Origin of the sequence: Algoriphagus locisalis (assembly GCF_900116615.1) — a bacterium.
In the GTDB taxonomy this organism is placed as follows: domain Bacteria; phylum Bacteroidota; class Bacteroidia; order Cytophagales; family Cyclobacteriaceae; genus Algoriphagus; species Algoriphagus locisalis.
In genome coordinates this window covers 506353-521794 of record NZ_FPBF01000003.1, presented here as the reverse complement: position 1 = coordinate 521794, position 15442 = coordinate 506353, and the positions used below count along the sequence as shown (strand labels likewise).

The following is a 15442-nucleotide window of genomic DNA, read 5'->3' as shown; positions in this document are numbered from 1 at the left end:
TTATTTTAATAGGAAACTTGTACACCTACTGATATCATTCTATCCGCGCCATAGGTTTTTCCAGCTCCCCTTGAACTTTGTATTGCTATAGGATCGATGCCTACAGGCATTTTAGTGAAAGTAACTAGGTTCTCCCCTGTTACATATAGCCTGAAATTGCTCAAGCGCATCTTATCCAAAGCCGGATCAGGAAGTGTATATCCTAACTGTAGGTTCTGCAATCTCAAATATGTACCGCTCTGCAAATAGCGTGTACTAGTCAATCGGTTCTTGTTGTTCTGTCCATCATTGATATATGGTCTAGGGAAGTAAGAGTCTAAATTGATGTTAGCTTCTCCTTCGTAAAGTCCCGTGTACATATCACCCGGAGTATCTCGGAAGTAGTCCAAATGCTCAGGGAATAGGGATGATTGATTACCTGATCTGAAGCCCCAGAAAATATTCTCTCCCGAGCTAAAAAAGATGTCTCTCTTTCCTACACCTCTCCAGATCATGGATAGATCAAAACCTTTATAAGATGCATTGAGATTAAGGCCATATTGCCATCTAGGAGTACTGTTTCCGATGATGCTCATATCGCCGGGGTTGTCTAGCGTGTTGTCTCCATTATCTACTTTACCATCCCCATTGATGTCTATATACTTCACATCTCCTGGATTCCAGGCTAGGCCTGTGATATCTGAAAGGTCAACCTGTGAAGTATAGGAATCGATTTCTTCTTGGTTTTGATAAAGAGAGTTTGCGGTATAACCCCAGATTTCTCCTTGCTCTCTTCCTTCATACCAGGTGGAAAGCACACCGTTTGGATTAAGATACTCTGTGACAAATGTCCTGCTATCGAAGATGTTGAAACCTACATTAAAAGTCAGCCCATTGGAAAGGGTCTGCCCATAGTTGATGGTAGATTCCCATCCTCTTGTTCTAAGGGTAGCGTTATTGGATTGTGGTACAGTGGCTCCCAATACTCCAGGAGCAGGATCAACAGGGCCGATCATATCAAATGTAGTTCTTTCAAACCAGTCGAATACAAACTTCAAGCGATTTTTCAAGAAGGTCATATCAGCTCCTACGTCTATTGATCTTGCCGTTTCCCATGTAAGGTCTGGACTGATTAATGAAGGTGTTCCTGCAAAACCTATTGGTCTGCTGCCATTCGGTGAAAAAATCCAGTTGACAGCACTACCTGAAAGTGGAATAAGTTGCAAATCCTGATAAGGATCTACATTTTGATTTCCCAATTCACCCCATGAACCACGGATTTTTAAAGTGTTTACTGCCTGACTGATTGGCTCCCAGAAAGATTCCTTGTCCACATTCCATCCTGCTGATAATGAAGGGAAAAAACCCCATCTGTTACCTTCTCTAAATCTAGAGGTACCGTCATATCTTGCATTTACTTCGATCAGATATTTCTCGTCAAAGTTGTAATTGAACCTACCAAAGTAACCTTGTGTGCTTACTGTCAATAGGTTTTCGGTCATTTGGATCTCACCGTCAGCTGTATTCAATGAAGGCACTTCTGGTACCAGTAGGTTGGTTCTAAATCCGGAAAGGTTTCTGTTTTGAGTCTTTTCGAACTGTGTACCCACCATAGCTTTGAAATTGTGTACCTCATTTAGCTGTAGCTCGTAGGAGGTGTAAATGTTAGAAGTCCAATACAGATTACTGTAGTGTGTTCTTCTAGTGTTACTTGGTACGGTGTTTCCACTTGGGATGACAGAGCCATCTACCAAATTATCAAATACGGTAAGTTCATTGCTTCTGAAAAAGATGTCAGTGTTTTTCATGGCAAAGTCACCGTGAATAGTCCAGCCTTCAGCTGGTCTCAAATCGGTAGCGAAAGTGTGCCAGTTTTCTGTGGTTTCAGTGATATCTGTACCTGCGTCATTTACCCATGGGATTTTGGATTGGATCATGATATTTCCGAATCCATCATACATAGCATTTGTCGGCATAGTTCTGGCTATCTGATGGAAAATCAAATCGTAAGCGCCCTGGCGATCCATATTTGGTAGCTCTCTAATCTGCTTCGAGAATCTAGGCTGGTAGGTGAAATCCCAGTTCTTCGTGATGGAAGTGGTGATCTTACCCATGATGTTATATCGATCAAAGGTATCCGTACCGTAGTTCAAAACACCAGACTGACCATAAAGACCTGCTGAGAAATAATATGATGTTTTATCGCTTCCACCAGATAGACTCAAGTCATGTTTTTGGATCATTCCTTTACCGAAGTACTCGTCAAACCAATCTCTGTTTGCATTTCCATTTTGGTCAAAACCCCACTGGTTTAAGTTGTTTGGATTTGGAGTAGTTTCAAAGAAAGTGGCATCGGCAGGGAAATTGGCATTCTCGCGTAAAAAGTCAAAATCACCTCGTTGAAACGCAAGAATATTGTCTATCGTTCGGTTTGAAAAAAACCTTCCACCTGCACCAAACACACCAGCCTCATTGATCACTTTTGCATGATCATAAGAGTTAAGCATGGATGGTAGATTTTGTGGAGAAGCAACACCTACACTTCCAGAATAGCTTGCTTTTAGTTTTCCTCTACCTGATTTAGTAGTGATCACAATAACACCATAAGGAGCACGTGCTCCGAAAATAGCCGAGGCAGCAGCATCTTTCAATACTGAGATCGATTCTATGTCATTCGGATTCAATCGATCCATATCGCCTGGGATACCATCAATAACTACATAGGGAGAGCCACCATTAAGAGACCCCATTCCTCTGATCTGAATATTCATCTCAGCACCAGGTTGAAACCCATTATTTCCCATACTAAAAGTAAGCCCTGGAGAGGTTCCTTGAAGCAATTGGGATACTGAGGGAGAGGGGCGGTCTGCTAAAGACTTACCTTCTACTACATCTACTGCACCAGTTAGGTTAGTCACTTTCTGCGTACCGTATCCTACTACCACCACTTCATTCAGGGATGAAATATCCTCTTCCATCGTGACATCTAACACTGTGCGGCTTCCCACTATTATTTCCTGGGATTGATAACCTATGTAGCTAAATGCCAAAACTGCCTCTGGTCCTGGGACTTGGATGGAATACTTACCATCTCCATCAGTGACAGTACCAGATGTAGTTCCTTTGACTAAAATAGTCAAGCCTGGTAATGGAAGCCCATCAGGATCAATCACAGTACCTGTTACAGTCAGCTGTGATGATTGCTGAGCAAGACCTATCTCTGGGGCTCCCAGAAATAGTAACAGAAAGCAGCAAAAAGTCACAATGCCAGAGCTGTACTGGTTGTTGCGAATTTTGCAGGTTCTGTGTAGAAAATTTGTAATTCTTTTTTTCATACACGCTTAGTTTTAAGATAATGGTAATTATGGGTAGTTTTTTTCCTGAAATCCGCCATACTTAATTGACTTATTTCAAAAACTTGAGGTAAGTTAAAACAAAATAGTGCGTATGTCCTAATAAACAGTTGATAAAATAGGTCTTTAGCACTAATTTACTTTCTTTATAAAAAAACAACCAAGACCTATTCTGATCTTGGTTTACTTTGAATGGCTATGGTAGCCTGTTTGAAATCGCTTTAATGAGTACTGGATCTACAGCTGCCCCAAGTATTGTAAATGATCCTTTTTCAAATGCCTAACGATAATCATTTCAAGTGTTTACCATCTAATCTAGCCGCGTTCTACCTTTAACTGGAGAACATGCGGATATACATAATCTATTAAAGAGAATATTCGTGTTTCAAAAGATCCGCGCTCATTCCCGGTTCCATAGGAGTGAGGTACTTACCGTCTTTGACAATTGCTGGTGATTTGAAGTGCTCACGCAAATGAGGGATGTATTCCAGAAGTAATGCCGGATGTCCAAGCGTGATATGATTGAATAACACCAAATGTTGATGGATCTGTCCCATGTCCCCCACATGAGGAACTACTGGGATATTGAATTTGCGGGAAAGCAAGCTGATCAGGATAAACTCAGAAACTCCGCCAACCCGTACTGCATCCACCTGATTGAAAGTCATACATCCAGACTGGATAAAGTTTTTGAATATAACCTTATTCGGGACGTGCTCTCCAAGCGCTAGAGGTACATCTACAGCTTTTGCCAATGCAATATGTGCATACACATCATCAGGATGAGTAGGTTCCTCTATCCAATAGGGATTGAGATCTTTTAATTTGGTACAAATATCAATGGCCTGAGGTAGGTTCCATTGCTGGTTTGCATCAAACATGATGGTAGCTTGGTCGCCTGCGATTCTTCTTACGAGTTCCGCTCTTCGGATGTCATGGGCTGCATTTTTCGAACCTACTTTGAGTTTCATTGCTGTGAAACCTCGGTCCATCGCCATTTTGACATTGGTAATTATCTTTTCATCAGAGTAATTGAACCAGCCGATTGAGGTGTCATATCCTGGATAACCTGTCTCAATAATCGATTCCCTACTTGAAATTCCTGCTTGCTGCTTTTTGATCAAGTCTAGGGCTTCATATTTTGGCAGAATATCCTCGTAATAAGAAAAATCCAACGTGTTCACCAATTGCTCTGGGGTCAGGCTAGTGAGAAGTTTCCATAGCGGAACTCCCTCAGCTTTTGCCCAAAGATCATAGCAAGCATTTACAACTGCTGCGAGTGCAAGTTGCACGACGCCTTTGTGTGGTCCGAGCCATCTGAAGTTCGGATCATCCGCCATTTTCTTATAGATAGTACCAAAGTCCGACATCAATTCATAGATCTCTTTTCCTTCTACATGTCTGACTAGGTATTCAATTGCTTGACAAACGATTTTATTTCCTGATCCTAAAGTGAAGGCAAGTCCAACGCCTTCCAAATTTGAATCTGTCACGAGTCTGCAGACAGCATAGGCATATACTGGACTGGTATGCACGGCATCCGATCCGGCACCGTCTTTTAAGTCAAAACGCATGTCGCTCGAAAGGCCTTTTTTGATTACAATAGAGGTTTTCATAGGTTTGTTTTTCGAAAAGTTGTTTGGTTGATTCGCTTGGATTAGCAAGGCTTAAATAAATTGTGGTATATGTTGTTGTGCAGGGGTCACTGCGAGTGGTATCTGAAGATTGAATTTCATTTTGAGGCTTTATAATCGATTCCCAAATCATTCTTGCGAACTTCCGCCAGCTTCTTCGCGAGTTTAGCTTGCATCTCCTTGAGAGGCTTTGCGTATGCAGGATCCTCTGCCAGATTATTGAATTGCTTAGGATCATTTTCCATGTCGAAAAGCTCCATTCCCGCGGATGCATCCTCATTGTATTGGATATAAACCCATTTCTCTGTTCGGATCAAAAATGATTTCCCACCCTGACTTACTGAGAAGGCCATGTCTCTGACTTTCTTGGTTGGGTTGTCTAAAAGTGCTTTTAAGCTTTTTCCTTGAATATCTTTAGGTGCTTTCAAACCTGCCAAATCAGCCAAAGTAGGATAGAGGTCCAGCAACTCTGCGAAAGAATTGACCACAGCAGGTTTCTTCCCAGGAACTTTAATCATCATCGGCACTTTCACAGATTCTTCATGGAGGCTAACTTTCATCCAGAACTCATGTTCTCCCAGATGGAATCCATGATCCGAGGTGAATACAATGATGGTATTGTCTTCCAGTCCTTCCTCTTTCAATGTCTTCAGCACTTTTCCGACCTGTGCATCCATATAGGAAACCGAAGCATAATAGGCGGCAATAGCTTTTTGCTTTTGCTCCTGATTCATCTCGGCATTCACGCTGGTGACGTAATTGATCCCACGCTCAGGAATATCATCCCAGTCATTCGGTGCTTGCTCGGGAGTTTTGATTTTGGCAAAAGGAAAAGGATCAAAATAGCCCGCCGGAGCTACGAAAGGCACATGTGGCCTAACAAATCCAACTGCCAAAAAGAATGGCTTGTCTTTGTGTTGACGGATCAGTTCTGAGGCTTTTGCAGCAGTTTTTCCATCCGAGTGAACCAAGTCGTCCCCGTCTGCCTGCACGATGGTCATCACATTTCCGCCTTTGCGTTCTATGCTTCCGTCAGGATTATTCTGCACCAATTCGGCCTTGCCCGCGGCAGTCCATTCCGGTCCTTGAGAATTGAATTTTTCCATCCATGAGGCCGGATCATCCGTTCCATCCGATCCTTTTTCTATATCACCCGGCACGCCCATATGATAGATTTTGCTCACCCGGGCAGTGTAGTAGCCGTTTTGCTTAAACAGCTCGGCCATAGATGGGCGATCCTCTCCTACATTTTCCCGCCCACTAACATATCCATAAGTCTGGGTCGCATTAGGGTAATAGCCAAACATAAAGGATGCACGCGATGGGCCGCAAACTGGATATTGAGTGTAAGCATGCGTGAAAAGGGTGCTTTCCTTAGCTAGTTGATCGATTACGGGAGTTTTGGGAACAGGATTTCCATACGCTCCGATAGCAGTTGCTGTCAAGTCATCAGCGATAATGAATAGCACATTCGGCTTTTTCTTTTCTTGGGAAAAAGCGTTTAGTGAAAGGAGAAAGCTGACTATAAAAAGGAGTTTTTGCATCTGAATTAATTGATTTTACCGAAAGGAGTTCCACCTGTTTTAGAGGCGTTATAAACTGTTTCGACGAGTTTCATGGTTTGCAAAGCATCTGTCGTACTGTGCGGAAGATGCGAACCTGGATTTTCTATTTTCATCTGTAACGCTGCCATTGTCCCAATGAAAGCATGCGGAAACCAACCGCCTGTCAGTGGAATTTCCTTCCAGACTTTATTTTCAAGTAGGCAATATTCCATCTTTGGAGGTTGGCCTTTCGGGTAGTCCAGCGAAAGCCCGATGGTGATTTTTATAGCACATTTGGTCCCCTCGATTTTGAAATAGGACTCTTGATGTTTTGATCCGAAATCATGTCCATGATTCGTTAAAATTCTAGCTTGAGTGACTTCATCGTAATCCAAAATGATAGAACTTCTGGCATCAGCCAGATTTGGAGATTTTGGACTATTGAGGACGCTGGCATGTACGCGAGCAGGATTTCCCAAAAATGAGCGAATGAGATCCAGGTAGTGTACACTATGATAAAGCACTTCCATTCTTGGTTTTTCCGAGAGGAAATCCCAAAGTTCCCAAGGAGTATAGACGCAGACTTTCAGTTCCAAATCATACACCTCACCCAATAGGCCTTTTTGGATCATATCCTTCGCTGCTAGCATGTAGGGAGCAAACTTCAACTGGAAGTTGACCGCCGAAATCAGTTTCTTTTTAAGGCAAAGCTCATGGATTTCAGCTGCTTGCTCCAGCGTCTCACCCATAGGTTTCTGGATCAAAACAGCTGCGCCATCCGGTAAAAGCTGAAGTATGTCCAGAATCTGATCTGAGGGAACAGCCAAATCAAAAACAGCCTTTTGTTCGCTTGCTGCACTGATCAGCACAGCCAAATCCGAGAATACTTGTGCTACAATCGCAAAGGTTGATCTTGCAGCTTCAGCCTTATGAGACTCCAAGTCATAAATGCCCATCACCTTCCAGCCTGCTAAGGTGTATGCAGGTAAATGCGCATCCGTAACGATCCCGCCAGAGCCGATAATTGCTATCGGACGTGGGTTATTTGGAAGTTCTGGAGATTGATTGAAGTCCATTTTAATTGGTTAATAGAAAATCATGTAAATAGTCAGCATAATAATTACCAAAATGACACTGAGAACTTTTGTTTTGGTGGAGGAAGACTCAATACTGAGATAGAAATCACCTGAGACGGTACTTGAATTTTTGTCTGTATAGGAAACTGCCCAGTAGATCAAACTTGAAATCAGGAAGAAGATATAGGTCTGTCTCAACCAATTGATACCTAGTCCTTCTGCACTTGAGATGTAATTCTCCATACCGTTTATTGGTACGTATTTTTCTATCAGGAAAATGCTGCCAGCAATTAAGCTTCCCCATAATAAAGTGGCATAAGCGGCACTTGAGGTTCCTTTTGGAGACAAAATTCCAAATAGGAATACCGCTACAATTGAAGGAGCGAAGATGGAAAACATCTGGTTGATGAGCTCGAAAATCGCACCCAAATTCCCCAGAAATGGCGACCATGCCACTGCGAGAATCAATACCACTACGGCGGAGATTCTGCCAATTCTGATCTTCATTCCATCGGTTAGATTTGGATTGATTCTTCCAAATACATCATAAACCAAAAGTGTGGAGCAGCTATTTAATGCCGCCGCCACCGAACTCATCACCGCCGCTAGCAGAGCTGCGACCATCAGACCTTTTAGCCCAATCGGCATCAGATTCATGATCATGATAGGAAGGACAGATTTGGTGTCTTCTCCAATTTCATCCTTGAATAAAGCAAAGGCAAGGATGCCAGGAATCACCATGATAAAGACCGGAAGGATTTTCAGAAAGCCTGCGAAAATGGCTCCCAGTTTTGCCTGATTCTCCGATTTGGCACCAAGTACCCGCTGCACGATGGTTTGGTCGGTACACCAATACCAAATCCCCAAGATCAAATGGCTGAAAAGCATGTCCAGAAATGTGAATCCTTTGGCCTCGCTATCAAAAGCCACCGCATGAAGCCGATCTGCGGATACCACAGATTTCAGTTCTGCGTAGCTGGTAATTCCTGCATCCGGTAGAGCGATAATGGCCAGAATAGTCACTGCCAGTGAGCCAAAAATGAGGATTACTGTTTGAATAGTTTCCGTGACTACCACAGAAGTAAGACCTCCTATAATCGTGTAAATCCCCGTTGCAAGGGCTATAATGATGATGGAAGTAAGAATATTGATTCCAAAAATCTGCTCAAAAACCACAGCTCCAGCGTAGAAACTCACACCTATATGCATAAAGAGCGCAGCCAGAATACTGAAAATAGCCAGGATAATTCTTGAGCGCTGATCGTATCGCTTTTCCAGAAACTCAGGAAGCGTAGTGATTTTTGTTCTTAAATAGAATGGAATAAATACGAAGGCTAGCACCAGTAATTCAAAGGCAGAAAACCATTCGAAGTTCCCCCACATAATGCCGTCTCTGAAGCCTGATTCTGCCAAGCCAACCAAATGAACGGTTGAAATATTGGATGCAAAAAGTGATGCGCCGATCACAGACCAAGTCAGTGATTTCCCGGCGAGAAAATAGCCTTTGCTTGTTTTCCTCTTTTTAGAAGAAAACCATAGCCCCATGACGACAATTGCCAAAAGGTAAATTACAATTATTGCAAGATCTATGGTACTGATTGAGGTCATTTAAGAAATCGGGGAAGGACTTACTTTGTGGGTCTATCTACTGGCAATCATACTATTCGGACACTAACATATCTAAAATAGTGCTATAGCCCTAATTTTAGTCTATCTTTTTTAGTGCCTCCAGTATTTTTTCTTTAGTTGGGCTATTTGGCTTACTAAAATAAGGGGTCAAAAGGGAAAGTAAGGGATAAATACTAGGTCAATTGTACTAAAGTTAAAAATGATATATAAATTTAGCTCCCTAATAGTAGAGTTGTTAATTCTCCTCACTGGATACTTTCCCATTTGAAAGCAGGAATCGAACAAATACCTTTAATTTCAGAAATCATAAAAATCAGCATAAGATGTCTTGGACAAAGATCAATTTTCTATTTATCCTAGCAGTGATGGTAGTTGGCTGCGCTACAAAGGAGGAGCAAAAGCCAACTGAGAGGCCGAATATTATTTTTATTATGGCTGATGATCATGCATATCAAGCGATATCAGCCTATGGCAGTGGTTTGAACGAAACGCCAAATATCGATAGAATAGCTAAAGAAGGTGCGATTTTCACTAGAGCGACGGTGACCAATTCCATCTGTGCTCCATCTAGGGCTGTTCTGCTGACGGGTAAGCATAGTTTCATGAATGGGAAGGTGGACAACATACAGCCTTTCGATTGGGATCAGGATAATTTCCCGAAGCTGATGCAGGCAAATGGCTACACAACTGCTCTGATTGGAAAGATTCACTTGGATGGACAGCCTCAGGGTTTTGACTATTCCATGGTACTTCCAGGCCAAGGGAACTACTACAATCCGGACTTTTTGATCAATGGAGAAAGAAAAAGAATTGAAGGTTATGTGACAGACATCACGACTGACTTGGCGTTGGATTGGTTGGAAAATGGAAGGGATAAGGAAAAGCCTTTTGTAATGCTTTACCACCAAAAGGCCCCACATAGAAATTGGAAGCCAGCTCCAGAGTACTTGACGTTATATGATGACAAGGAATTCACTCCTCCGGCTAATTTCTTTGATGAAGAGACTAACTATCAGGGGAGAGGAACTGCGGCTAAAGAGCAGGAAATGGAGATCGATGAGATCATGCGTTGGGGACGTGACTTGATGCTGGAAGTGAATCCTAATGGAGATAGCACTGGCTTGGCTGGAGATTTAAAGAGATTCAACCCAGATCAATTAAAAGCTTGGAGAGAGGCTTTTGACCCGAAGAATGCGGCTTTCCTGAAAGCCTATGGGCAGTTGGACGAAAAGACCTTGACAGTAGAAAAGAAGCGTGAAATTGCCCTTTGGAAATATAATCGCTACATCAAAAACTACCTGCGTACGATCAAGTCTGTGGATGATGGCGTAGGAGAGGTCTTGGATTATTTGGAAGCAAATGGTCTTGCAGAAAATACCATCGTGGTTTACACTTCTGATCAAGGTTTTTACTTGGGAGAGCATGGCTGGTTTGACAAGAGATTTATGTACGAGGAGTCTTTCCGTACGCCACTTTTGGTGAAGTATCCAAAAGAGATCAAGCCGGGCACGACTATCAAAAGTTTGGTTCAGAATCTTGATTTTGCACCTACATTCTTAGACTACGCAGGTATCAAAGCTCCTGCTGAGATGCAGGGTGACTCTTTCCGGAAACTTGTGAGTGGAGAAACTGATGAGTGGAGAGATGCAGTTTACTATACCTATTACGAATATCCTGCCGAGCATAGCGTGAAGCGGCACAATGGCGTAGCTACCGATCGATATAAATTGATTCACTTTTACTATGATATAGATGAGTGGGAATTATATGATTTGGAAAAGGATCCAAGTGAAATGAATAATGTGTATGATGATCCTGCTTATGCTGAAGTGCGGGAAATGATGCATAAGAAATTTGTGGAGGTTCGCGAAAAGTATGGCGACAGCGATGCGAATGACAAGCGTTTCTTAGACGAGTATATGGAAGTTTATAATAGGAGGAATGGGAAGTGATTGGAAGACAGAAGACCTAAGGTTGTAAGACCTTACCTGAAAAATGAAAGAAATTGAACTGATAACCGACAGACTAAAATTAAGATTGATTGAGATCTTGGACTTGGAATCGATTCATATTCTTCATTCTTTGCCCGAAACCGATGAATTTAATACGTTGGGAATTCCTTCGAACATTGAAGAAACCAGGTCTATAGTTAATTCTTGGATAGAAGAGAATCGCTTGAAGGAAATAAAGAATTACACCTTTGCAATAGAAAGCAAAGGTGGGAAAGAATTTATGGGCCTATTTGGGCTAAAACTTGGAAGTGAAAAATTTAAGCGGGGTGAAGTTTGGTATAAAATACATCCGGACTTTTGGAATCAGGGCTTTGCCACTGAATCATTAAAGGAGGTAATTGATTTTGGCTTCACAACTCTTAAATTACATAGAATAGAAGCTGGCTGTGCTGTAGCTAATATTGGATCAATAAAGGTTTTGGAAAAAGCTGGAATGATCCGAGAAGGAATAGGAAGGCAACTATTGCCTTTGAAGTCAGGTTGGTCCGATAATTTTCAATATTCGAAACTAGAAACTGAGGAGTAGGAAAATGAGTAAGTGGTATGGGTAATATCAAGATTCCACAATCATTAGTAGTAAAGCGTATCTTTGAACGTAATGAAAAAACTATATATCATATCTGGATGTAATGGAGCTGGAAAAACAACCGCCTCATATACTATTTTACCAGAGATTCTTGATTGTAAGGAATTTGTCAATGCAGACGAAATTGCACGTGGAATTTCTCCTTTTCAGCCAGAAAAAGCAGGGATAGAGGCAGGAAGGTTGATGTTGAAAAGAATCAAAAAACTGTTAGAATCAGGTGAAAACTTTGCCTTTGAAACCACCCTTTCAACTAGAAGCTATGTCCAGTTTATCGATAGAGCAAAGGAGATGGGTTACCAAGTGACTTGCTTGTTTTTTTGGCTTAATTCGGAAGAATTGGCTATTTCAAGAGTGAAAACAAGAGTAAAAGAAGGAGGTCACGATATTCCGGAAGCTGTTATTAGGAGGAGATATAAAGGTGGTCTTAAAAATTTTTTCAATCTATTTCTGAATAAGGTGGACAACTGGCTATTTGTAAACAATTCAGGAGATGATTATGAAATTATAGCAGAAGGGGCTTTGAATGAAGAGACAATTAATAATGTTAAACAATGGGAAGAATTAAAAAGGCATTACTATGGGAACTAAAGAACAGTTGAAAGATGAAAGGGATAGAATAGTCAAAGGCTTGGAAGAAACTTACAGAAGGCTAATCGAATACAAAAAGCAAAAGAAAAGTCCGATGATTGTGGTAAGGAACGGAAAAGTTGTAGCGGTTGACCCCAATGAAATACTACCTACAATATTGTATAAGCGAAAAGCAGGCTGAATTTCTGAAATTGAGCAATGTTACTCCCAAGAGGCATTGACTGAGGGCGGACAGTGAAAAGCTCTAAAAACCCTCACTAGGCACATTCTTGACCTAAACTTAATTATTTGTCGATGAAATTGGAGTACAAATGCGGATTTGACTTTGATAGGCAAATCAGCCACTTGTGAATTATCACAACCAAAACACATCAACGCTAAACCAAAACACAATGAGCAATACTAAAAAAGCATATATCGCTGGCGGTTGCTTCTGGGGGATGGAAGATCTCTTCAGAACCCGTCCAGGAATCGTGGATACGGAAGTTGGATATCAAGGTGGTCAGAACGAGAACCCTACTTACAGAAACCATCCAGGTCATGCCGAAGGTCTAGAATTGACTTACGATCCAAGCAAAACATCTTTCAAAGAGATCTTAGATTTCTTCTTCCGAATGCACAATCCCACTACGGTAGATCAGCAAGGAAATGACATGGGGTCGAGCTATCGATCAGCGATTTTCTATCAAAATGAGGAAGAAAAAGCAGAAGCTCAGGAAATGATTGACCTAGTCAATGCATCCAGAAAATGGCCGAGCAAAGTGGTGACTACTTTGGAACCTTTTGCGCCGTTTTGGGTAGCTGAGGAATATCATCAGGATTACTTGGTGAAAAACCCGAATGGATATACCTGTCACTTCTTGAGGTTTGAGGATAGTTTTATTGAGGGGTGATAGATGTCAGATGACCGATGTCCGATGTCGGGTGACCGTGTCAGATGACCGATGTCTGATAGCTGAAGGTCGAAGTTGGGAGTAGCCTAAAATTTAGAGTTTAACCTTCCTTATTTTGCTTTAGTCTCTATGCTGTTTGAAAAGTAGAAAGACGTAAATAAAAACTATGGGGAATACCCCTCCCTTTTAATAAATAGGATTATCTGTTTTGCTGCCAGTAAAAAAAAAATAAAAGCGCTAAAAGTAGAGGTGAAAGCTATAACTGAGGCTACTTCGGTCATCGGACATCGCACATCCGGCAAACCAAAGAAACTGCTGACATCTTTAAAGACAAACATATATACCCCAAACAACCACCCCTAACATGAAGCACATTTTAAAATCGATTTTCTTTGGCTCCTTGGCAATTCTTGCTTTTGCCTGTAAAACCGAGGAGGCGGAAAAAACTGCGGAGAGGCCAAATATCATCTTTATCATGTCAGATGATCATGCTTATCAGGCAATTTCTGCTTATGATAATACCCTGATTGAAACTCCCAACATCGATCGTATTGCGAAAATGGGTATGCTTTTCACCAATGCCTCTGTTACCAATTCGATCTGTGCACCTTCAAGAGCAACAATTTTGACTGGCAAGCACTCCCACATCAACGGTAAAGTAGATAACCATTTTCCATTCGATACGACCAATGTGACTTTCCCGCAGATCCTTCAGGATGCTGGATATCAGACAGCCATGTTTGGAAAGCTACACTTTGGCAATAGTCCAAAAGGATTTGACCAATTCAAGATATTACCGGGACAGGGAGCGTATTATAATCCTGATTTTATCACCAAAAATGAAGGCAATATCAAGGTGGAAGGTTATGTGACGGATATCATCACCGACATGACTTTGGATTGGTTGCAGAATGAGCGCAAAGCCGATCAGCCGTTTATGCTGATGTACTTGCACAAGGCTCCGCACAGAGAATGGCTTCCGGCAGAGCGTCACATAGATGAATTCACCAATCGTACCTTCAAAGAGCCAGCTACGCTATTTGACGATTATTCAGGAAGAGGAAGAGCTGCTCACGAGGCAGAGATGAACCTTTTGACAGATATGCATTGGTCTGGAGATTCCAAAGTCTATCCGGAAGTGATGGATGAATTGGGCATAGAAGGAACTTCCGATTGGGACAAAGGTGCATTTGATCGGGAAGTAGGAAGAATGAATGCTGAGCAGCGCGCAAACTGGGACAAGGCTTACATGAAAGTAAATGAGGACTTCAAAAAAGCCTATCCTACGATGACTGAGGAGGATAAGATGAAGTGGAGGTATCAGCGTTACATGCAGGATTATTTGGGTACGATCAAAGCAGTGGATGAAAATGTTGGCCGTGTTTTGGATTACCTGGAAGCAAATGATTTGATGGAAAATACAATAATCGTCTATACTTCCGATCAAGGTTTTTACTTGGGAGAACACGGTTGGTTTGATAAGCGCTTTGTATATAATGAGTCATTCAAAACTCCGCTTTTGATGGCTTGGCCAGGTAAAGTGAAAGCTGGTTCCAAGTCAGATGAGATGGTTCAAAACCTGGATTTTGCTCAGACCTTCCTTGCAGCAGCTGGGATAGAAGCTCCTTCAGATATGCAAGGTGAGAGCTTACTTCCTTTGCTTACCGGGGAAACTGATAAATGGACCCGTGATGCGGTTTACTACCACTATTACGAATATCCCTCGGTGCATATGGTAAAGCGACACTATGCGATTATCACTAAGGAATATAAGTTGGTACACTACTATTTTGATACTGATGAGTGGGAGTTGATCGACAGAAATAAAGATCCTATGGAGCTGACCAATGTCTATGATGATCCCGCTTATGCTGAAATCCGTGCAGACCTGCACAAGCAGCTGGATGATCTTCGTGAAAAGTATGGTGACAGTTCAGAACTCAGTCAGAAATACATAGATATGTATCTGGATGATCTGGCAGATCGCAAAGGCTTTTTCGGAGCAAAAGACACTACGCTGGTCAATAAGATCTTTGAGAATAGAGAGGGGAAATAGTATCGATTGAGTTTAAATATAGGAGCCTCAGCGGATAGTCTGCTGGGGCTTTTTTTAACCGAAAAGTTCGCAGAGGTTAACGCAGAGGGCGC

At 41.9% G+C, this 15442-nt stretch carries 11 protein-coding genes; 6 read left to right on the top strand and 5 right to left on the bottom strand.

The annotated features are described in order from the left end of the window. Positions 1 to 5 precede the first annotated feature (5 nt). The 5 genes from BM386_RS11235 to BM386_RS11215 form a co-directional block, all read right to left on the bottom strand. The gene (locus tag BM386_RS11235) at positions 6 to 3314 is read right to left on the bottom strand and encodes a SusC/RagA family TonB-linked outer membrane protein (protein WP_091693934.1); all 3309 of its coding nucleotides are present in this window, start codon (positions 3312 to 3314) and stop codon (positions 6 to 8) included. Positions 3315 to 3697: 383 nt separating this feature from the next. Further along, positions 3698 to 4948, bottom strand: a complete 1251-nt coding sequence (locus BM386_RS11230) for an enolase C-terminal domain-like protein (protein ID WP_091693933.1) — start codon at positions 4946 to 4948, stop codon at positions 3698 to 3700. A 116-nt stretch (positions 4949 to 5064) separates the two neighbouring features. Then, positions 5065 to 6510 (bottom strand): sulfatase, encoded by a 1446-nt coding sequence (locus BM386_RS11225; RefSeq protein WP_091693930.1) that lies wholly within the window; start codon positions 6508 to 6510, stop codon positions 5065 to 5067. Between the two features lie 5 nt (positions 6511 to 6515). Further along, the gene (locus tag BM386_RS11220) at positions 6516 to 7586 is read right to left on the bottom strand and encodes a Gfo/Idh/MocA family protein (protein ID WP_091693927.1); all 1071 of its coding nucleotides are present in this window, start codon (positions 7584 to 7586) and stop codon (positions 6516 to 6518) included. 9 nt (positions 7587 to 7595) lie between these two features. Further along, complete coding sequence (locus tag BM386_RS11215) at positions 7596 to 9194, bottom strand: sodium:solute symporter family transporter (RefSeq protein WP_091693924.1); 1599 nt, start codon at positions 9192 to 9194, stop codon at positions 7596 to 7598. Positions 9195 to 9538: 344 nt separating this feature from the next. Between BM386_RS11215 and BM386_RS11210 the strand changes: the two genes are divergently transcribed. The 6 genes from BM386_RS11210 to BM386_RS11185 all read left to right on the top strand — a co-directional run bounded on the left by BM386_RS11210 (position 9539) and on the right by BM386_RS11185 (position 15350). Further along, complete coding sequence (locus tag BM386_RS11210) at positions 9539 to 11167, top strand: sulfatase family protein (protein ID WP_091693921.1); 1629 nt, start codon at positions 9539 to 9541, stop codon at positions 11165 to 11167. 43 nt (positions 11168 to 11210) lie between these two features. Continuing rightward, a complete protein-coding gene (locus tag BM386_RS11205) occupies positions 11211 to 11753 on the top strand; it encodes a GNAT family N-acetyltransferase (RefSeq protein WP_091693918.1) in 543 nt (180 codons plus the stop codon). A gap of 72 nt (positions 11754 to 11825) precedes the next feature. Next, on the top strand, positions 11826 to 12401 hold the full coding sequence (locus tag BM386_RS11200) for an ATPase (RefSeq protein ID WP_091693915.1): 576 nt from the start codon (positions 11826 to 11828) through the stop codon (positions 12399 to 12401). Continuing rightward, the gene (locus BM386_RS11195; RefSeq protein WP_091693909.1) at positions 12391 to 12582 is read left to right on the top strand and encodes a hypothetical protein; all 192 of its coding nucleotides are present in this window, start codon (positions 12391 to 12393) and stop codon (positions 12580 to 12582) included. Before BM386_RS11200 ends, BM386_RS11195 begins: the two co-directional genes overlap by 11 nt. Before the next feature lie 211 nt (positions 12583 to 12793). Next, positions 12794 to 13294 (top strand): peptide-methionine (S)-S-oxide reductase MsrA, encoded by a 501-nt coding sequence (msrA, locus tag BM386_RS11190; RefSeq protein WP_091694490.1) that lies wholly within the window; start codon positions 12794 to 12796, stop codon positions 13292 to 13294. A 364-nt stretch (positions 13295 to 13658) separates the two neighbouring features. Beyond that, the gene (locus BM386_RS11185) at positions 13659 to 15350 is read left to right on the top strand and encodes a sulfatase family protein (protein ID WP_091693907.1); all 1692 of its coding nucleotides are present in this window, start codon (positions 13659 to 13661) and stop codon (positions 15348 to 15350) included. The last annotated feature ends 92 nt before the right edge of the window (positions 15351 to 15442 follow it).